This is a genomic window from Burkholderia sp. BCC1998 (assembly GCF_905339875.1).
GTDB lineage: Bacteria > Pseudomonadota > Gammaproteobacteria > Burkholderiales > Burkholderiaceae > Burkholderia.
This window is the reverse complement of the sequence record NZ_CAJPHE010000024.1, coordinates 54,322-73,219: the sequence shown is the minus strand read 5'-3', so window position 1 is coordinate 73,219 and position 18,898 is coordinate 54,322. Positions and strand designations below refer to the sequence as shown.

The 18,898-nt window shown below is 66.5% G+C and carries 18 protein-coding genes; 8 read left to right on the top strand and 10 right to left on the bottom strand.

Annotation, left to right across the window (positions count from 1 at the left end):
* Nucleotides 1-369: 369 nt before the first annotated feature.
* Both U5A56_RS30900 and U5A56_RS30895 read left to right on the top strand, forming a co-directional pair.
* Complete coding sequence (locus U5A56_RS30900) at nt 370-1,095, top strand: DUF3455 domain-containing protein (RefSeq protein ID WP_321926263.1); 726 nt, start codon at nt 370-372, stop codon at nt 1,093-1,095.
* Between the two features lie 373 nt (nt 1,096-1,468).
* Nucleotides 1,469-2,347 carry a response regulator transcription factor gene (locus tag U5A56_RS30895; protein WP_321926261.1) on the top strand — a complete coding sequence of 293 codons (879 nt, stop codon included), beginning with the start codon at nt 1,469-1,471 and terminating at the stop codon, nt 2,345-2,347.
* A 26-nt stretch (nt 2,348-2,373) separates the two neighbouring features.
* Here the strand turns inward: U5A56_RS30895 and sctC are convergent, their stop codons facing one another.
* From sctC to U5A56_RS30845, 10 genes are all read right to left on the bottom strand, one after another.
* Nucleotides 2,374-4,218 (bottom strand): type III secretion system outer membrane ring subunit SctC, encoded by a 1,845-nt coding sequence (sctC, locus tag U5A56_RS30890; protein ID WP_415749245.1) that lies wholly within the window; start codon nt 4,216-4,218, stop codon nt 2,374-2,376.
* A 41-nt stretch (nt 4,219-4,259) separates the two neighbouring features.
* Nucleotides 4,260-5,627, bottom strand: a complete 1,368-nt coding sequence (locus U5A56_RS30885; protein ID WP_321926259.1) for a helix-turn-helix transcriptional regulator — start codon at nt 5,625-5,627, stop codon at nt 4,260-4,262.
* A gap of 312 nt (nt 5,628-5,939) precedes the next feature.
* On the bottom strand, nt 5,940-6,707 hold the full coding sequence (gene sctT / locus U5A56_RS30880; protein ID WP_257773413.1) for a type III secretion system export apparatus subunit SctT: 768 nt from the start codon (nt 6,705-6,707) through the stop codon (nt 5,940-5,942).
* 44 nt (nt 6,708-6,751) lie between these two features.
* Entirely contained in the window at nt 6,752-7,261 is a 510-nt protein-coding gene (locus tag U5A56_RS30875; RefSeq protein ID WP_321926257.1) for a type III secretion protein, read from the bottom strand.
* The gene (gene sctN / locus U5A56_RS30870; RefSeq protein ID WP_321926255.1) at nt 7,258-8,712 is read right to left on the bottom strand and encodes a type III secretion system ATPase SctN; all 1,455 of its coding nucleotides are present in this window, start codon (nt 8,710-8,712) and stop codon (nt 7,258-7,260) included. The genes U5A56_RS30875 and sctN overlap by 4 nt, the downstream gene beginning before the upstream one ends.
* On the bottom strand, nt 8,709-9,521 hold the full coding sequence (gene sctL / locus U5A56_RS30865) for a type III secretion system stator protein SctL (protein ID WP_257773416.1): 813 nt from the start codon (nt 9,519-9,521) through the stop codon (nt 8,709-8,711). The genes sctN and sctL overlap by 4 nt, the downstream gene beginning before the upstream one ends.
* The gene (locus U5A56_RS30860) at nt 9,506-10,345 is read right to left on the bottom strand and encodes a type III secretion protein HrpB4 (protein ID WP_321926253.1); all 840 of its coding nucleotides are present in this window, start codon (nt 10,343-10,345) and stop codon (nt 9,506-9,508) included. Before U5A56_RS30860 ends, sctL begins: the two co-directional genes overlap by 16 nt.
* A gap of 63 nt (nt 10,346-10,408) precedes the next feature.
* On the bottom strand, nt 10,409-11,215 hold the full coding sequence (gene sctJ, locus U5A56_RS30855; RefSeq protein WP_321926251.1) for a type III secretion system inner membrane ring lipoprotein SctJ: 807 nt from the start codon (nt 11,213-11,215) through the stop codon (nt 10,409-10,411).
* A 2-nt stretch (nt 11,216-11,217) separates the two neighbouring features.
* Entirely contained in the window at nt 11,218-11,610 is a 393-nt protein-coding gene (locus U5A56_RS30850; RefSeq protein WP_257773419.1) for a type III secretion protein HrpB2, read from the bottom strand.
* Nucleotides 11,611-11,688: 78 nt separating this feature from the next.
* Nucleotides 11,689-12,282 (bottom strand): HrpB1 family type III secretion system apparatus protein, encoded by a 594-nt coding sequence (locus U5A56_RS30845; RefSeq protein ID WP_321926249.1) that lies wholly within the window; start codon nt 12,280-12,282, stop codon nt 11,689-11,691.
* Between the two features lie 474 nt (nt 12,283-12,756).
* Here U5A56_RS30845 and sctU point away from each other — a divergent pair, with 474 nt between their 5' ends.
* The 6 genes from sctU to sctS all read left to right on the top strand — a co-directional run bounded on the left by sctU (nt 12,757) and on the right by sctS (nt 18,879).
* Nucleotides 12,757-13,833 (top strand): type III secretion system export apparatus subunit SctU, encoded by a 1,077-nt coding sequence (gene sctU, locus U5A56_RS30840; RefSeq protein ID WP_321926247.1) that lies wholly within the window; start codon nt 12,757-12,759, stop codon nt 13,831-13,833.
* Between the two features lie 27 nt (nt 13,834-13,860).
* Nucleotides 13,861-15,972, top strand: coding sequence for a type III secretion system export apparatus subunit SctV (gene sctV / locus U5A56_RS30835; RefSeq protein WP_257773422.1), 2,112 nt, complete (start codon nt 13,861-13,863; stop codon nt 15,970-15,972).
* Between the two features lie 7 nt (nt 15,973-15,979).
* Nucleotides 15,980-16,594 carry a type III secretion system protein SctP gene (sctP, locus tag U5A56_RS30830; RefSeq protein ID WP_257773423.1) on the top strand — a complete coding sequence of 205 codons (615 nt, stop codon included), beginning with the start codon at nt 15,980-15,982 and terminating at the stop codon, nt 16,592-16,594.
* 225 nt (nt 16,595-16,819) lie between these two features.
* Entirely contained in the window at nt 16,820-17,935 is a 1,116-nt protein-coding gene (gene sctQ / locus U5A56_RS30825; protein WP_321926244.1) for a type III secretion system cytoplasmic ring protein SctQ, read from the top strand.
* Nucleotides 17,919-18,575: a type III secretion system export apparatus subunit SctR gene (gene sctR, locus U5A56_RS30820; RefSeq protein WP_257773426.1), complete on the top strand. Its 657-nt coding sequence runs from the start codon at nt 17,919-17,921 to the stop codon at nt 18,573-18,575. Before sctQ ends, sctR begins: the two co-directional genes overlap by 17 nt.
* A gap of 40 nt (nt 18,576-18,615) precedes the next feature.
* On the top strand, nt 18,616-18,879 hold the full coding sequence (sctS, locus tag U5A56_RS30815; RefSeq protein ID WP_257773427.1) for a type III secretion system export apparatus subunit SctS: 264 nt from the start codon (nt 18,616-18,618) through the stop codon (nt 18,877-18,879).
* The last annotated feature ends 19 nt before the right edge of the window (nt 18,880-18,898 follow it).

Here is an 18,898-nt window from a genome sequence, read left to right as displayed (position 1 = left end):
CGCCGAATCCATTGCGCGACAGGACTCGCGCCAAAGCCGCAGCACATGCATGGGAACGCGCAACGCATGCGTGGCCGGGGTCGCCATGCCCGACCTCCCGGGCGCGCGGCAACGGCCCCTCGCCCTGCCCCCCGCGCCAGGTTCGCCCGCGCATTGCGCGCTTCGCGCAAGCGGGCAGGTACGCACACCGCGTCGCGGACAATGCCGCTTCGATCCGGATGGCAAATCGCATGGCGGTCGCCGGATGCGTTGCTGCACGTCGGCCGCCCTGCCGTCGACATCCTGCCTCGCGGCCGACGCCGCGCCTGCACGGCTGGCCGACGACGCCCGAATCCTCCCACGATGTCCAATGCGCGTTTGGAGCAAATCATGCTGAACCTTCGACTCGTGTCGATCGTCTTGCGGACGATGTTTTCCCGGGGCACGCGGTCCGGCACACAGGCCGGGCGCGAGCGGATGCCGCAGGCGTTACGCGCGCTTGCGGGGGGCGCATTGCTTGCCAGCCTCGCCGCCTGTACCGCGCCGCTTGCGCCACCGGCCGACACCGACTTGCCGTCGGCCTTGCGCGCGGGGCCGGGCCGGCATCTCGACGAGGTGCTGACCGCGCGCGGCCAGACGATTTATGAATGCCGCCGCAACGGTGCCGAGCAGTCCTGGGTCCGCGAAGGCGAGCTTGCCACGCTGGTCGATTCGCAACGCCGAAGCGTGGGCACGGTGGCGCCTGGCGGCTATTTCACGGCCTACGACGACAGCTACGTCGTCACCCGCGCGGACTCGGTCGCGCAGGTCACGGCCGGCACCCTGACATGGGTGCGCCTTGTCGCACGCGACAAGCGAGGCAGCCAGGCCCAAACCGGTCGATTCGCCCGCACCTCGGTCATCCAGCAAGTCAATACGACCGGCGGACTGCCTCCCGTTCCGCTCTGCGATCGGGAAGGCGGCACGCTGTTGGTGCCGTACAGCGCGGCCTATCTTCTTTATAGCGAGGTGGCGGACGGGCAACCGGCGCAGGCCGGACAGTTCCGAGCCGCGCAATCTCCGTCGGCAGACATGCCACAGCGTGCAAATGGCGCAACACCGCTGCCAACGGACTGATCGAAGCTCAAACAAAATCAGTTCCCTACCTTACGCGATGTAACTTTGTGCCCAAACCCCCGTGGGATAAGGCTCCCGAAGGCGAGCCGCGAGAAAAGCCACGCCGCCGGAAAGTAACGGCCCTCATGAACGCCGCGCCCGAGTAATCGGAATTTGCCGCTAACTTCAGTCAATTCACCGCAATCGTTTGCCTGCGTGCGCGCGCCGCGTCGCCGGCGCCGATCCGCGGTGTTCAAATCATCATAAGAATTTACAAATTCTTACGTACCTAGCACTTCGCCCCCCATACCTTTCGATGGCCGGGACACGCTGCCGCGTCCCTTGCGTGTGTAAAAAATGGCCATGTCTTTACGAGTAACCAGTGAGGTAACGAGTGAAACTTGCAATATTCACCAACGACCCGGCGTTATTCCGCCTGATTCAAGGCGGCCTGACGACCGACGGGGCAACGTGCGTCCGCTATGGCGAGGAAGTCGATCTGGCCCGCGCGCTGCATCGCGACGAATTCAGCGCGATTGTCTTCGACGCCTCTACCGGGATCGACGCATCGCACCCGGTCCTCGCGCGACGTGCGTGCTATGGGGACCGGCGTGCACCGGTGATCGCGATCGGCGACTTCTGCGACCGCGAGCGGATGCTCGCCGCGCTGAACGCTGGCGCCGACGACATCGTGCTGCTGCCCGTCGACCCCCGCGAACTGCGGTTGCGGGTCCATCTCGCGGCGAGCCGCTTCGCGACATGTCCGACGGCCTCCGGCACGTCCGCAAGGACCGACGACGATCTCGTCACCGGCGCGTACCGGTTCAGCCGCCGCGACGGCAGCGTGCAGGTCGACGGCAAGGCAGTGCGGCTCACCACCCGCGAATTTGCCATTGCGTGGGTCCTGTTCTCGCAGCAGGGCAACTATGTGACGCGTCGCGCGATCGCCGCGACGGTGTGGGGCAGCTCGGAAGAGATCGTCGGGCGCACGCTGGAGCAGCACATCTACAAGCTGCGCAAGAAGCTGCGGCTCGACGGTACATGCGGCGTCGCGCTGCGCACGATGTACGCGCATGGCTACCGGATCGAGCGGGTGATGGAACGGACCACGGAACCGGCGACATCGCAGGCGCTGCGGCCGGCCGCCGGCGGCCGGATCAAGCTGCATCCCGGCGGAAGCGAGGCGGCGCGCAACGCACAGGCATGGGCACCCGAAAGCGAGAACGAATGGACGTTCCCCGCGGCCTGCCCCGCGATTCACCGCATCGCGTGAATCGCGTATCCAGGCCGTGTCGCCGCTCAGTACTCGATGACGCGCGGCGAGAGCAGGACCAGGCGTTCCATGTGACTGTGCTGGTTCTCGCGATACCGGAACAGGCCGCCGAGTAACGGGATCTTCGACAACAACGGTATGCCGCTCTCCCCTTTCGACGCATTGTCGACACGGTAGCCCGCGATCAGCAGGCTCTCGCCCTGCGACACGACCGCTTCCGTGTTGATCGTGCTCGTCGAGATGACCGGGATGTTGTCGACCTGCTGTCCGGTCACCTGGCCGTCTTCGACGTGTACCTGCAGCTTGATCTGGGTTCGCCCGTCCTCGTCCACGACCAGCGGAAGCACCCGCAGCGACGTGCCGGTCGAAATCGCATAAAGGTCACCCGACGTGTAGCCCTGCACGCGCACGTAGAACTGCTTCTTGTTGTCCATCACGGCCTCGACGTTATCGAGCGTGGCGACCTTCGGACTCGCGTCGATCCGGGCGAGGTTGTTGTCCTCGAGCGCGTTGACCCGCGCCATCAGATAGCGGCCCGCGTCACCGAGCACGGCAGTCAGCGACAGGCCCGCCGGCGTGATATTGGCGATCGTGTTGCCGCTCGAATCCGTGCTGCTGAATACCGGGTTCAGCTGACCGTTCGCATAGCTGTTCGCGCTCGTCCGGCCGTTGCCGGTCTGGATATCGACGTGACTGTTGTGCGCGCGCCAGTCGACACCGATCTGCTGGAGCGCCGTATCGTCGATCTCGATGATATGCGCCTCGATCTCCACCAGACGCCGCCGCACGTCGAGCTGGTCGATCAAGGCCTGATACTGATCGACGCGTTGCGGCAGATCGCGGATCAGCACCGAATTCGTACGCGGATCCGCCTTGATCACCGGCAGCATCGACGCACCGGCCGGCACGGCCCCCGTGCCGCCGCTGTTCGCGAAGCCGCCGCCGGACCCGCCGTTGCCGGCCGCCGCACCCGAAGGCCGCGCCTGCGGTTTCGCGCCGAACAGCGGCATGCTGCCCTGCGCGAACAACGACGGCAGCGGCGGATTCACCCCGCCGCTGTCGCCGCCGGCAAACGGCGAACCTCCGCCGGTGCCGCCGGAAGCGTCCGCCAGCGGCGTCTGCCGCGCCATGCCCGGCGCCGTCGAATTCGCGCCAACACCGTCCATGTTTGCGCCGGAATCGTCCTTGCCCGGATGGTACATGCCGGCCATCAGCCCGGCGACGCCCGTCACCGTAATCGTCTTGCCGTCGATGACGACGTTGTGATCCGCCGCCCACCCATGCTTCAGCGGAAACACGCGAACCACCGTTCCGACCTGGCGGTTCGCATTCTGGTCGAGGCGCGCCGCGAGATTGGAAACCAGTGCGACGTACTGGCTCGGACCTGTCACCAGCGCGGCGCCCAGCGACTCGTCGTACACCACCGGGAAGCGCTTGTTGTCCAGTCCCATCTGCGCGAGCGTCGAGCGCAACGCGGCGGTGCCCGCGAAGTCGAGATGGATCACCTGCCGCGTCACATCGTTCGAACTGCTGATCGACAGCATGCTGCCGTCGTAAAACCACACGAAGCCGAAGGTGGCGGCGAGCGTATCGAGGAAGCGTTGCGGCGACATGTCAAACCGGCCGGATACCGTGCCTTGCACGTCGCTGCTCACGGACGCGGCGATTCCCTGGCTTGCGGCGAAATCGCGCAGCACGTCCTTGAGCTCCTTGCCTTCGACGGCGATATGGACAGCTGACGTGCGAAACGGCACCTGCATGGCCATCGCATATCGGCCGCCGTCGCCGGCAGCCAGCGCGAGGCACAGGCACAGCTTCAGGCTCGTGACGAGGCGCGCGCCCCGCCTTTGACGATGCGAAGTGGTTGTCATGACATTGCTCATCGGTTTTCGATTGAAGAAGGGGAACGGAATCAGCGCTTCAGCGTGTCGGACGGCGCCTCGTTGAATTGCCGCCGGTAGCCTTTGACGAGCGTCGAGCGATTCTGGACGCCCCACCGGGTCGCCACGCCCAGCAGGCTCGGCTCGCCGTGCACGCCTTCGCGCTGCAGTTCGGCGCGAATCCGCTCCATGCGTTTCTGGCGAATGATCTCGGTCGGTGTCGAACCGAGACAGTTCTTGAACGCACTCTGCAACGCACGCTCGGTCACGCCGATTTCGGCGGCCACCTCCCGCACCGACAGATCGCTGCGCTCGAGGTTTTCCATCAGATATCGATACGCGCGCCGGTATTTCGCCGGCAGACGCGCGCCGACGTCGTCGAGCTGCTCGGGCAGGCGCCGCGCGCGATGCACGAACGGCGCCAGTTCCCCGGACGCTTCGCGCAGACATCGCATTGCGGCAAGCGCATAGCGACTGTAGAACTGCGCCGCCTCCTGGTCGCGCCCCTGCGCGGCGCGCGTTTTCGCGACGCAGTACAGGTATTCCGGTTGCCGGTAACCCTGCATCGCGCGCCGCTCGGCGCCGAGCGGCGCCAGCATCGCTTCCGCGAGATGAGGCGCGCCGCCGGCCAGTCCGGCGAGCGCGATTTCGAGGCGCACGGCATATTGATACGCATGGAGGTTGTTCGCGACGGCCCAGTTCAGATGCAGGACCGACGCGTCGGCGGCCTCGCGCTGGCCTGCCGCGAGCCGACGGAGGCTGTCCAGATAGTCGATCCGCGCGCGCAGCAGCGGTGAGCGGACCTGCGCGGCCGCCGGTGCGACGCGGGTGTCGCCCAGCAGCCGCGACGCCGCTCCGGCCGCCAGTCCGGATTGCCAGTACACGTGGTCGGCCAGTTGCGCGGTGCTGCGCAGTTCGTGCTGGACAACCACGTCGTAGCGCAACGTATCGAACAATTCGCGCCATACGGAGCGCTCCGGCAACTCGCCCGGTCCGGGCGCCGAGGCTGAATCGACGATCGCCTCGAACTCGTCGAGCAAATCGGCCGCCTGATCCAGTTGCCCCAGCTCGAACAGAACGCTCATTGCGCCGAAACGCCCTTCCATCGCGTGGCGATGGCCGATGCCCGCATCGTCGACGATACGCATGAAACATGAAATCGCCGTGCCGAAGCGGTGGCGGAAGAACGCCTGCCAGCCGGCATTGCGGCACGATGCCAGCCGTACGTCCCGGTGCGTCGACCGGATCAGTTTCTGGGCCTCCCGGTACGAATCTTCCGCATCGACGTCCATGCCGAGCATCATCTGCAAGTCGGCCTGCATCTGCATGCAGCCCGACGCATCGTCACCATGATCGCACTGCTCGGCACACCGGTTCGCGCGCGAAAGTGCGTCGCTCATCCGGCCGTTGCGGAGCATCTCGAGATACCCGCTGGGCGCAGCGTCGCATGTAAGTGCCGAAACAAGCGGAAAGTACAGGCTCGAAAACATATCGGACTCCATATTGATCCATATTCCACATATGCGCGTCATCTCTTCGTCGCGCGACCCTACGGAATCAATTTAATGGGGATATCCGATTGACAATTTCAACAAACCTAACGCGGCGGCCCGATTTGAGAACTGTTGAAATTCTCACGCCGCGCGGGCGCAATGATGCATCGCTTCGGCGGCACATCCCGCCCCCGAACTCCGGAACGCGACACGATCGAGTCAGGGGGCCGGCGCACCGTGAGATCGCGCGAGCACACTCATCTGCCGCGCGAGCAATCGCAGATCGAGCTGGTCCCGTACTTCGTTGACGAAGATGCCGGCAAACAACGCGAGCATCAGCACGGCAACCGCGCCCTTGATGGGCTGGCTCAGCGCACCGAGCTCGAGCTTTTGCGCCGACTTGGATGCCAGATTGATGCCCAGGTCGATCAGCACCATCACGAACACCAGTGGCGCGGCGAGTTTGGCGATCATCTGCACCAGCGTATCGGACTGGTGAAGCACGAATGTCTCGAGGAAATTCGTATCGATCGGTTTCGACGACGCCACCGGCCACCAGCGATACGACTCGTACAGCGCCTGGAGCAGAAACTCCATGCCTCCCAGCGACCAGAACGCCACGATCGCCAGCTGGCTGAGGAGCGTACCCGACGGCGTCGATTGCTCGGAGCGCAACGGGTTCGTGATCTGCGCGTTGTTGTAGCCGGTCAGGTTATCGAGGTAGGTGCCGGCGCTTTGCGCGACCCAGAAGACGGTGGACGCGGCAAAACCCAGCACCATGCCGATCAGTGACTCGCGCAGCCCGGTGGCCATCAGTGTGGCGCCGGTGAGCGACTGGCCGAAGCCGGCCGGCTGCGCGATTGCGATAAACAGGCTGAACGTCAGCGCAACGCCGTTGCGCAACGGTCCCTGCAAGATGCCGTCGGCGGTCGGCGGAAACAGCGTCATGATCACGTAGAGCCGGATCGAGCACACGCCGAGCACCATCAGGTCCTGAACCAGGCGCGTGCCGATCAGCAGAAACTGTTCGTTCATGCGAGTGTGCGGCGCGCGAGCGCCAGTTCTTCCGCCGCTTCATCCTCGGCGTCGAGCGCGACCTGGTCGAGCGCCTGTTCGAGCTGCTTCGTGCGCTCACGGCAGACATCGATACGGCCGCGGTTCTGCGCGATCGCACGCCGCGCGGCAGCGATCTCTTCATCCTTGGCCGCGACCGCGTCGCGGCGTGCGTCGAGTTCCATCCGTGCGTCCCTTAATTGCGCATCGACCACCTCGAGATAGCGCCGGCAACCGTCGAAGACGGTGATCGAAAACGGTTCCTCGCCAGTCATCAAGCCCGCGATGCGCCCGCGGTGATGCACGGCAATCGCGTCGAGTTCCGCCACGCGAGCCGTCGCTTCGTCGACATGCGCCTGCAACTCCACCCGCTCGCGCCGCCGTGCGTCGAGTGCGGCACGCAGCTCCGTCTCCATGCGCTCCCGACGGTCGCTGGCACGCTTGAGCGCCTTGATCCGGCGGCCCGTCGTACTGGTCGATGCGCTCATCGGCGTGCGCCTCCGGTGGGCATTTCCGTGATCTGCGCCAGCATTTCGGTGGTATCGGCGGGATCCGCATAGTGATCGGTCGGCTGCGAGAGGAACGCGTTGATCGCGTCGATCTTGGCAATGGCTTCGTCGGCGAGCGGATTCGAGCCCGCCTTGTATTCGCCGACCTGCAACAGCATTTCGACGTCGCGATGCTGGGCCATCAGTTCGCGCAAGCGCGTCGATGCGGCGAGGTACTCCCGGCTGACGACTTGCGGCATCACGCGCGACAGGCTCCCGAGCACGTCGATCGCGGGATATCGGTTCTTCGCGGCGATATCGCGCGACAGTATCAGGTGACCATCGAGCACGCCGCGCACTTCCTCGGCGATCGGGTCGCCGCCGGACTCGTCTTCCGCGAGCACCGTGTACAGCGCCGTGATCGAACCTTTCTCCCCCATCCCCGCGCGTTCGAGCAGGCGCGGCAATTCGGCGAAGATCGAAGGCGGGAACCCGCGCCGCGCGGGCGGCTCGCCGGCCGCCAGCCCGATCTCCCGGCCGGCGCGCGCGAACCGCGTCAACGAGTCCATCATCAGCAGCACACGCTTGCCCTGATCGCGAAAATGCTCGGCGACGGCGGTGGCGACGTAGGCCGCCTTCGCGCGCTCGATCGATGAGCGGTCCGATGTCGCGCAAACCACCACCGACCGGGCCATGCCATCGGGACCCATGATCAGTTCGACGAACTCGCGCACCTCGCGCCCCCGCTCGCCGATCAGCGCGATCACGTTGATGTCGCTTTGCGCGCCGCGCGCGAGCATGCCCAGCAATGTGCTCTTGCCGACGCCGGCCGGCGCGAAGATGCCGATGCGCTGGCCTTCGGCGAAGGTCGTCAACGCGTCGATCACGCGAACGCCGGTCGGCATCGCGCTGTCGATCATGCGGCGAGTCATCGGACTGGGCGGGTCCGCGAAAATCGGTCGCGTGTGCGTGTCGTCGATGTCGAGCGGACCCAGGCCGTCGATCGGCTCGCCAAGAGAGTCGATGACGCGCCCGAGCAGCCGGTCGCCCACTTTCACGGCCAGCGGCCGCCCGAGTCCGATCACCTGCGTCGAGCGCGACACCTGGCCGAGCTGCGCGAACGGCGACACCAGCGCGTAGTCGCGCGTGAAGCCGATCACCTCGCCGTGCTGGAGCAGCGTGCCGTCCGCCGCGCGCAACTCGCACAGTTCCCCGAGATGCAGGTCGAGTCCGCCGACCTTGATCAGCGTGCCGATCACCTCGATGACCTTGCCGCTGCGCTGCACCCGTACGCTGCCGAGCAGCTCCCTTTCGATCGCGTCGGTCAGGCTGCCGAAACGGGTGACCCGGGAATGGCGCTCGTGTTCGCCGGATGCGGCGCCCGGCTCGACGTCCGTGGTCGAATCGTCCGGCGCACTCGCCTGCGCGGAGATCGGATCGATATCGTTCACGAAACGCCCTCTTCCGCTGCCGGGTCTGCCTGGACCGCATCATCCGCTGCCTGCATCGCAAATGCGGCGTCGGAGCGGTCGCCATTCTGAACCGAGAGTTTCAGCGCGCGTGCAATGGCCGCGCGCATGGTCCGCAACTGGGTCGATACGCTCGCATCGATCAGGCCGAGATCCGATTCGCATACGCAACTGCCGCGCTCGAGCCGCTTGTCCGCCACCACGGTCATCGGCAACGGGCGGCCGAGTTCGCGCCACCGGTCCGCGAGACCGTCGAATGCCGCTTGCGCGTCGCCCAGATCGTCCGGATGAACCGCGACGCGCAAGTAGGTCGATCCTTCGACGATCCGGTCGACCGTGGCGAGCGCCCGCTCGAACAGCGCATCCGCCCCTTCGCTACGCACGATCTGCTCGACCGCGACGGCCACGATCTCGGCCATCCGGCCGCGCATCTGGTCGTCGGCCGCGCGCGCTTCGCCGCCCGCTCGCGCGACGCTCGCGAGCCAATCGGCGAGGCCTTGCGCCATGCCTTCGTCATAACCGCGCGCCGCGGCGGCCGCGTATTCGCGGCGTGCGTCGTCGAGCACCGCGTCCGCCTCCTCGCGGCCGGCGGCGATGATCCGCAAGGCTTCCTCGCGCGCGGCGGCCAGCGCGGCATCGGCCTCGCGCTCGGCCTGCTCATGGACCCTCGCCACGTCGACCAGCGCGCCGAACGTCTCGCGCGGCAGAATATCGCCGTCCACACCGAGCCGGGCATGCGCGCCGGCCTCCTCGTGGCCGGCCTGCCTTGGATTGCTTAGCCAAATAACCATGCCCACTCCGGAAACAAGTTTGGAAGCTGCGCGAACACCGCATCGGTGCCGTGCTGGTCGACCTCGGCGGGCACCTGCTCGACCCAGTGCCCGTTCATGCGAGACTCGCCGGCCCCGCGTGCCGCCATCGATGTTCCGTCGCGGCCGCCGGCCGCGGCGCGCGGCAACGCGAGCCGCAGCAGCGGACACGGGGAAACCGCGCTGCGCAGGTCGCGCTGGAGCAGCGCGAGGCCTTCGAGCGCCAGCGTGTCGCCATCCAGCGCGGCGATCGGCGGGATCGGCACGCGTGCCGACATCTGGCCGATATCCGGCACCGCCGCGCGTTCGTTCGGCATCTCCCGCGTCAGGACATCGACCGGAACGCCGGCCCATTGCACGACGTTCGTCCGCGTGCGCTTGTCGACGATGCGGCGTATCTCGCCGCGCCTGAAACGCAACGCGCGAATGCGCAGTACGCACAAACCGAGTTCGGGCGGCAACACGTCGAGCCGCATCGCGCCGGGACGGGCAAGCGCATCGAGTTCAGGCCAGGCAAGCCCCACGCTGCGCAGCAACGCCAATGAACAGACGTCCAGGTGCGCGCGCGAGCCCCGTGCGCTGTCGACGGCGCCCTCGCCGGTGGCCGGCATCGTATCCGCTGGCGCGCCGGCGCCAGACCGCTCGACCGTCGCGCGCGTCAGCGCAAGCGCGTCGGCCTCGCCGATCGCGAGCGCGCTTGCCAGCCATGACGGATGCGCCCACTGCAGGACGCTCGTCGCATTGCGCTGCCAGGCGGCCAGTACAGCCGCGGCCCGGCGAAACGGCGAATCGGTCACGCCATGCATGGGCGGCTCCCGGTCAGCACATCAGGGCCCGGCCCGCGACGCGCGTTACGCAGCATCGTGCGCTCAGACAGAGGTGCCGCGCTTGCGGCGCAACGCCGCAAGACCGCCGCTCAATACGTCGGCGGTCGGCCTGAAACGCTGCTGCAACGTGCGCCGCCAGCCGACGGCCACACACGAGAGCACCACCAGCAGCGCCACGATACCGACCGCCAGCCAGCGCATCGGGTACGATTGCGCCGGCGCGGCCACCGCGATCTCCGCCGGCTCGGCAGCGACCGCGGTCACGCTCACTTGGTCGTACGAAAGACCTTCGACGCTGTGCACGACCAGGTTCTTGATCTGTGGCGCCAGTGCGCTGATATCGAATTCCGGCCGATACTTGATGAACACGGCCGCCGACGACGGCTTCGCCTGCTGCGCCAGCGGGTCGTTGTTCGGCAACACGATCTGCACGCGTGCGTACATCACGCCATCGAGATGCGACAGCGTGCCGGACAGCTCCTGCGACAAGCCGTAAATGAAGCGCACGCGCTCTTCGGTCGGCGTCGACACCAGGCCGTCTTTCTTGAACAGGTTGCCCAGGTCGTCGAACCTGCTGCGCGGCAGGCCCTGAACGCGGAGAATCTGCATCGCGCGCACCATGTCGTTGTTCTCGACCTGCAGCGCATACGTCTTGCCGCCGTCGGGCGTGACCTTCTCCGCGCTGACGCCGCGTTCGAGCAGGGCCACGGCCATCTCGTTGACGTCCTGCTCGCTGAGATTCGCATACAGGTCCTTCTTGCACGACGCCAGCAACGCGCAGCCGGCCAGCAGCAGCGCGAGACCGGCGCGGCGCCGCGCGCGGGCGTTCCTCGGTGAACGACGTTCCATGGTCATTGATTCTTCATCAAGGTTTCCGCCGACGACCGCGACGAGGTTACAACGCTCATCTTCGCCTGGAAGTCGAACTGCACCTGAACCATCTCCATCGCGACGCGACTGGATTCCGCGATCATTTGCATCGGGTCCATCTCGCCAGCCCGCTGCGAGAGTCCGTTGACGTCGTCCATAGCCTGCTGCGCCGCGGCATCGTGTGTCGCCACCATGTTCGAGAGCATGGTGCCTTCTCCGTCCACCGCGTGAACGCCCGGCGGGCTCAGGTGCGGCTGTTCCATCAGTGCCTGGAATTTCTCCGCCGCACCGGCACTTGCGCCGGCCTGGTCGCCGCCTTGCGTCAGGCCGGACATCGCCGCGCCAATCAGTTCGCCGCCTACCGAAGCGCTCATCGCTGCCTCCTTACCCGGGATTGCGTGTGTATGTGGAAGCCGGCGCCGTTCAGGCGCCGACCGTTTCGGCGCGCCGGATCATGCGCGCAGGTAGCCGAACTGGGGATCCGGCACCGGCAGCGAACCGGACGCAGCAGGCTGCGACTGTTCCGCCGCGCGCGCTTCGTCGACGAGCGACTGGCACGTCTGCGGAATCACGAACTCGCCGCCTCGATAGTCGCGCATCGCGGCATGCAGATCCTCGCGCGCCTCGAGTGCCCGCACCAGTGCGAGGGTCTCGCCGTTCGGGGCCGATTCAACTGCATCGCTCGCCCACCGACGCCAGCCGGGGTCGCCTTTGGACGCGAGGCAGTACGCCATCAACGCTTTCGCATAGGTGAAATCCGGCACCATGTCGATGACGGCGCGCAGCGCATGCGCGGCATCATCCCAGCGGCCGTGCACGATATGCAGCAAGCCGTCGAGCATGCCGATCTCCGACACTTTCGGACGGAGCACGCGTAGCGCATCCAGCAGCAGTTCGACGTCCAGCGTATCGCCGGCCGCCTGCGGGAAATGGGCGAACAAGGCCGCGGATGCCGCCTCGATCATGCCGCACACGACTTCATGACTGCATTGCAGGTAGTCCGGATGCGCGCTGGTTGAAGACTGCGTGGATTGACTCGGGAGCATGACGTTGGATCTCCGTGGATGTGGGGTGCACGCCGCACGCCGGCCGCGCCGCGGGTCCCGACGGGAGTCCCGGCGCACCCGGCCATGCATGCCGCCACTGACGACGGATGCAACCTTAACAACCCGCATCGGCACGGCGTCCGCCCGGTGCGAAGTCTTCCGCGTGCAAACGAAGCGCTACCCGGAAGCGCCGCCCGTCGGGCCGATTCGGCCCTGTCGGTCCCGATCAGATCATGCGGCGCCGGCATCGCTGCCCCTCCTCCGGCCGGCGCGGTTCGGCACCGGCTCGCTTCGCTCCCGCTGTCCGCACTTCGGACCGGCGCGGACAGCGGCATGCGGCGCACCTATGATCGAACAGGGCTACGTCGGCGCGAAGCGGTGCGTCCTGGACCCTACCCATTGCCTCGCGGTCGCATGGGGACCCCAAGCGGCCCCTAACCGACGAGGCGCCCGCCCAATTGATTCGACCCGGCAATGAGCGACGAAAAGACCGAACAGCCCACCGACAAAAAACTACGCGAAGCGCGCCGGAACGGCGAGGTTTCGAAGAGCACCGACCTGGTGGACGGCGTGCTGCTCGCGGCGGGCGTCATCGTGCTGCTGGCATGCGGCGACATGATCGTCGACGCAACGCGTGCCTCGTTGAATACCGCGTTGCACTTCGTTTCGGGCGAACACGACATGGTCGCACTGGCGCTCGCGCTGCAGCAGATCGGCACGCGGCTCGCCGGTGCCGTGATCGTTCCCGTCGCCGCCGCGATCATCGCCGCGATCGTGGCGCTGGTGCCGCAGATCGGCTTCCAGGTGTCGATGAAGCCCGTCGCGTTCAAGTTGAGCGCGGTCAGCCCGATGGCAGGCATCAAGAAGATCTTCTCCTTGCGCGCGCTGATCGATCTTGGAAAGATGCTCGTGAAAGGCCTGATCGTTTCGACCGTGATGTGGTTGACCATCAGGAACCTGATGCCGATGGTGGTCGGCTCGCTGTACCAGCAGCTCCCGCAATTGTCGCGGCTGTTCGCGGACATCGCGCTGAAGCTGTTCGGCATCGCCGCGCTGGCGTTCATCGTGCTGGGCGCCGCGGACGCGCAGCTGCAGAAGTGGCTGTTCATTCGCGGCAAGAAGATGAGCAAGGACGAAATCAAGCGCGAACACAAGCAGGACGAGGGCGATCCCGTGATCAAGGGCGAGCGCCGCCGGATCGCGCGCGAGCTCGCGACCAGCGCGCCGCGTCCGAAAGTCAGCGCGGCGAACGTGATGCTGGTCAACCCCACGCACTACGCGGTCGCGGTGCGCTACGCGCCCGACGAAAACCCGCTCCCCGTGATCATCGCGAAAGGCTACGACGAAGAGGCCGCACGCCTGCGCCGCGAGGCCCAGGCGGCCAACGTACCGATCGTCGGGAATCCGCCGGTTGCGCGCGCGCTCTACAAGGTGGAACTCGGCGCACCGATTCCCGAGGAGCTGTTCGAAACGATTGCGGCAATCCTGCGTTGGGTCGATTCGCTCGGCACCGGCGCACGCGATGCCAGTGCGTCGCCCAATACGCACTGACGTGCGCCAGGCACCTTACCGAGGATCATGATGCTGAAGACATTCAAGCTGCCGGCGGCCGGCGAAATCGCATTGCTCATGCTGATCATCGCGATGATTTCGCTGATGATCCTGCCGCTGCCGACGCTGCTGATCGACATCCTGGTGAGCTTCAACCTCGCGATCAGCGTCACGCTGCTGATGATTACGCTGTACGTTCCGAGCATCGTGTCGCTGTCCGCGTTTCCGACGCTGCTGCTGTTCACGACGCTGTACCGCCTGTCGCTGAACATTGCGTCGACCAAGTCGATCCTGCTTCATGCGGAAGCAGGCGACATCATCGACAGCTTCGGCAAGCTGGTGGTCGGGGGAAATCTGGTCGTCGGCATCGTCGTGTTCATGATCATCACGGTGGTGCAGTTCGTCGTGATCGCGAAAGGTTCCGAGCGGGTCGCTGAAGTCGGCGCGCGCTTCACGCTCGACGCGCTGCCCGGCAAGCAGATGAGTATCGACGCCGACCTGCGCGCGAACATCCTCACGCCTGAGGAAGCGCGCCGCAAGCGCGCGACGCTCGCGCTCGAAAGCGCGCTCCACGGCGGCATGGACGGCGCGATGAAGTTCGTCAAGGGAGACGCGGTGGCCGGCCTGATCATCACCGTCGTCAATATCGTGGCCGGCCTCGCGGTGGGCGTCGCCTATCACGGCATGGCAGCCGGCGAAGCAGCCAACCGCTTCTCGATCCTTTCGATCGGCGATGCGATGGTGTCGCAGATCCCGTCGCTCCTGCTGTCGGTGGCGGCCGGCGTCATGATCACGCGGGTCGCCGACGAGCGCAACGAAAAGCCTCTGTCGCTCGGCGCCGAAATCGGCAAGCAGCTCGTCGGCAGCACCCGCGCGCTCGCCTTCGCTTCGCTGTTGCTGCTCGCATTCGCGGCCGTGCCGGGCTTCCCCTGGCCGCTGTTCCTGCTGCTGTCGGGCATACTCGGCTTCGCCGCCTACAAGCTTGGCCGGCGCAACCCGCAGGAGAGCGGGCCCGATGTCGGGTCGCTCGAGTCGATGCAGCGTGCGGGCTCGAAGTCCGGCTCTCCGGCGATCCTGCCGCAGGCGCCCGCCTTCGCGGCGCCGCTCGGGGTGCGCATCTCGGCCGACCTGGTCGCGCGCATCAATCCGCTGGCGCTCGACAAGGCATTCGAGACCGAGCGCTCGCTGCTGCAGGAAGAGCTCGGCCTGCCATTCCCCGGCATCACGATGTGGGTCTCGGAGCGGATGGCGCCGTCGACGTGCGAATTCCTGATGCACGACGTGCCGCAATTGTTGCTCGAACTGCCGCCCGGCAAGGTCGTACTGCCCGATCTGGGTTCGGCGGCCGCTCGCACGCCGGAACCGGATGCCGCGCCAGCCGCCGGCGGCGAGTCCACTACCGCGATCATCGCGCAATGCGACGTCGGCACGCCGATCACCGCCGACGGTCCGCAAACCTACTGGATCGACGAAAAGGCCGTGCCGCCGAAGAGCCGCGTCTGGCGAGCCGAACAACTGATCGCGCACGCATCCATCGCGTTGCTGCGGCAGCATGCGATGCTCTTCGTCGGCGTGCAGGAAGTCCAGTACATCCTCGAGCAACTCGGCGCCGACTACCCGGGGCTCGTCGCCGAAGTGCAGAAGGTGATGCCGCCGCAACGGATCGCCGACGTGCTGCGGCGGCTGCTCGAGGAACAGGTGCCGATCCGGAATGCCCGCAACATCATGGAAAGCCTGATCAACTGGGGGCCGAAGGAAAAGGACATGCTGATGCTCACGGAGTACGTGCGCGGCGACCTGTCGCGCTTCCTGGCGCACCGCGCCGCCAACGGCGCGAAGCAGCTCCCGGTCGTGCTGTTCGACATGCCCGTCGAGCAGCATATCCGCCAGGCCATCAAGCAAACCCCGACCGGCAACTATCTGGCGTTGCCGCCCGACCAGACGCAGTTCCTGATCGACAGTATCGAGTCGTTCGTCGGCCCGGCGCCACGCACGGGCATCGCGCTGGTGACGTCGATGGATATCCGCCGCTACGTGCGACGCATGATCGAATCGCGACTCGGCTGGCTGGCGGTCTATTCGTATCAGGAGCTGGGCGCGCACGTCGATCTGGAACCCGTCGGCCGGGTCACGCTGTAAGCCCGCGATGACCAGAATCCACCGTCCCGCCCGCATCATCGCCCCCGCGCCCGGCACGGCCGACGAAGCCGGGTCGCAGCGAGCCCGGCGCTTCGACTACGCGGCGCTGCTGCGCCGCCGGGCGCCGCACGCCGCCAATCCGGCCGGTTTCGGCACGCTCCCCGACGGACACGGTACGGAAGATTCGAATGCCGACACGCCGTCCGACACGGCCGGACACGACCTGCCGGCTGACCCGCGCAGGTCGACCACGTCCGCCGATTCGCTCGCCGATCGGATCGGCTCGGTCAGCACGCCGATCGTGGACGCCGTGTACCGGCAGCAGCATCGGTTCGTTGAACTGACGGCACGCATCGCGCGCGAAATCGCCGCATTCTGCTCGAACCGCGCGATCACCCGGTCGGGCAACTGGGATGTCCGCCTGCCGCTCGACCAGAAGGTGCTGCCCGACACCACGCTGTACCTGATGCTTTCGCCTCTTTGTCTGCAGCTTCGGTTCGACACGCAGGATCCGTCGAGCAAGCAGCTACTCTTGCAGCATAGTCACCTGCTCGATCGCGAGCTCACGATGCTGCTAGACGCCTGGGGCGAATCGCGGCAGGTGGAGATCACGATCTGGTGACGGGATGCCGGGCAGCGCTGGTTTTCGCTGGCCGGCGGCAGCCGCCTCAACGCCGACTTCGACTGACTTCCAATGGCCATCGCGCTGGACGAAACCGCACCGCTCAATTGCGACATCACCGGCCCGGACGGCCTGGCCGACCGCGCACAGCCGGCGTCGCCGCCCGTTGAAACGCTCGCGTCACGCCTGCCGCGCATCACGAAGGACGCCGCGCACGCCAGCCGGGTGCTGTTCGATGCGCGCGTCGACGCACTTGCCGCCCGTCTCGCCGGCATCGACGCGTGGCGGTTGCGGCCCGTCGCCGATGCCGCCGATGCCGCCGACGACGCGACGGCGCCGTTCGACGAGCCGGGCCGGATCGTACTGACGCACGTCGCGGGCACCCTTTCGATCGATGTCGATCTGCGGCGCTATCCGGCACTGCAGATTCTGGCCTCGGCCGGCGCGGCGAACGCGGGCGCCGCGCATTCGTTGCGGCAGTCAATCGCCACGGCGCTGCTCGCGCCGGTGACCGAAACCATGCTGGAGGCCGGAATCGGCACGTGGCGCGTCGCCGACGTGCACCGGCTGACCGGCGCGAGCGCCGACGTTGCAGCCGACCGGCTCATGGTGAACTTGTCCGTCGAGGTCGGCGGATCCCGTCACGATGCGCGCGCGCATGCCAGTCCGGCCATCCTCACGCTGCTCGAACGACGCATCGCATCGCTGCAGGCCGGCTCGACGGCGCCCGAGCAGCCGCATGCCGCGCACGACGAAAACGCGTTTCACGCGCAATCGGCCGAGCGCCATCCGCCCTGGCGCATCCCGGGCCGCATCACGATCGGTGCGCGCGGCATCGCCATTGCCAAGCTGGAAGCGCTGAGGCCCGGCGACGTGCTGCTGCGCACGATGCCATCCCGCACCGAGACCGCACTGAGTCTCGGCAACCCGTTCCGGGTGGCTGCCGCATGGGGCACGCCCGGACTGACCCGGCTCGCCGTCGCCGCTGAGATCGACGGCACTCGGCTTACCATCATCGAGACTCCCATCATGACCGACGAACTACAGTATCCGGAAGACGGCACCTCACCTTTTGCGGGCGATCTCCAGGGCGACGCGATCGAGATCGGCGAACTGGACCTGCCGGTGCAGTTCGAACTCGACAGCGTCGCGCTGCCGCTCGCACAACTGTCGTCGCTGCGCGCGGGCTACGTGATCGAACTGGAGACGCCGGTCGCCGACGCGCAGATCAGGCTCGTCGCGCACGGCCAGACCATCGGCTACGGCGAACTGATCAGTGTGGCCGAGCATCTGGGCATCCGCATCGTCAAAATGGCGCACGGCGATGGTTCAGTTCAGTGACCTCACTGGCGTGCTGCTCGTCGTTCTGGCGATCAGCATCGTGCCCTTCGTCGCGATGGTCGTGACCTGCTACATGAAGATCGTGGTCGTGCTCGGCCTGTTGCGCAATGCGCTCGGTGTCCAGCAAGTGCCGCCGAACATGGTGCTCAACGGCATTGCGATCCTGGTGTCCGCCTACGTGCTCGCACCGATCGCGATCGCCGCCACGCACAATATGCAGTCGTCGCCCGGCGCCGGCGAATCGACATCGCAATCGGTCATGCAAGCATTCGGCGCGGCGCGCGAGCCGTTTCGCAAGTTCCTGGAAAGTCATGCGCACGAGCGCGAAAAGCGCTTCTTCCTGCGCTCCGCATCGCTCGTCTGGCCGAAAGAGGAAGCGAGCCAGCTGAAGGAAACCGATCTGTTCGTGCTGGCGCCGTCGTTTACGCTGAGCGAACTCACCGATGCGTTCAAGATCGGCTTCCTGCTGTACATCGCGTTCATCGTGGTCGACCTGATCATCGCGAACGTGCTGCTGGCGATGGGCCTGAACCAGGTGCAGCCGACCAACGTCGCGATCCCGTTCAAGCTGCTTCTGTTCGTCGCGATGGACGGCTGGTCGACACTGATTCACGGCCTGGTGATGACATACAGGCAGTGACCCGCAACCGCCACGGACCGCACACGCATGCGGATTTCAAATGGATATCGATTCACTGGTCGGCGCTGCCGCACAAGGCATGCTGCTGTGCCTCTACTGCTCATTGCCGGTGGTCATCGTGGCTGCCGTGGTCGGGCTCGCGGTGTCGTTCCTGCAGGCGATCACGTCGATGCAGGACCAGACGCTGTCGCACGGCGTCAAGCTGACGGCGGTGGTGATCGCGATCGCGATCGCGGCCCCGCTGGCGGCATCGGCCGTGCTTCACTTCGCCAACCAGATGATGCGCACCGCGCTGCCGCTATGAGCGTTCGCGCGATCGTCCT

Excerpts from the sequence above, each read along its gene's own strand:
- U5A56_RS30900 (WP_321926263.1), top strand. The coding sequence starts at position 370 with ATGCTGAACCTTCGACTCGTGTCGATCGTCTTGCGGACGATGTTTTCC.
- sctC (WP_415749245.1), bottom strand. The coding sequence starts at position 4,218 with ATGACAACCACTTCGCATCGTCAAAGGCGGGGCGCGCGCCTCGTCACG.
- U5A56_RS30885 (WP_321926259.1), bottom strand. The coding sequence starts at position 5,627 with ATGAGCGACGCACTTTCGCGCGCGAACCGGTGTGCCGAGCAGTGCGAT.
- sctT (WP_257773413.1), bottom strand. The coding sequence starts at position 6,707 with ATGGTGCTCGGCGTGTGCTCGATCCGGCTCTACGTGATCATGACGCTG.
- U5A56_RS30875 (WP_321926257.1), bottom strand. The coding sequence starts at position 7,261 with ATGAGCGCATCGACCAGTACGACGGGCCGCCGGATCAAGGCGCTCAAG.
- sctL (WP_257773416.1), bottom strand. The coding sequence starts at position 9,521 with ATGGTTATTTGGCTAAGCAATCCAAGGCAGGCCGGCCACGAGGAGGCC.
- U5A56_RS30860 (WP_321926253.1), bottom strand. The coding sequence starts at position 10,345 with ATGCATGGCGTGACCGATTCGCCGTTTCGCCGGGCCGCGGCTGTACTG.
- sctJ (WP_321926251.1), bottom strand. The coding sequence starts at position 11,215 with ATGGAACGTCGTTCACCGAGGAACGCCCGCGCGCGGCGCCGCGCCGGT.
- U5A56_RS30850 (WP_257773419.1), bottom strand. The coding sequence starts at position 11,610 with ATGAGCGCTTCGGTAGGCGGCGAACTGATTGGCGCGGCGATGTCCGGC.
- U5A56_RS30845 (WP_321926249.1), bottom strand. The coding sequence starts at position 12,282 with ATGCTCCCGAGTCAATCCACGCAGTCTTCAACCAGCGCGCATCCGGAC.
- sctU (WP_321926247.1), top strand. The coding sequence starts at position 12,757 with ATGAGCGACGAAAAGACCGAACAGCCCACCGACAAAAAACTACGCGAA.
- sctV (WP_257773422.1), top strand. The coding sequence starts at position 13,861 with ATGATGCTGAAGACATTCAAGCTGCCGGCGGCCGGCGAAATCGCATTG.
- sctP (WP_257773423.1), top strand. The coding sequence starts at position 15,980 with ATGACCAGAATCCACCGTCCCGCCCGCATCATCGCCCCCGCGCCCGGC.
- sctR (WP_257773426.1), top strand. The coding sequence starts at position 17,919 with ATGGTTCAGTTCAGTGACCTCACTGGCGTGCTGCTCGTCGTTCTGGCG.
- sctS (WP_257773427.1), top strand. The coding sequence starts at position 18,616 with ATGGATATCGATTCACTGGTCGGCGCTGCCGCACAAGGCATGCTGCTG.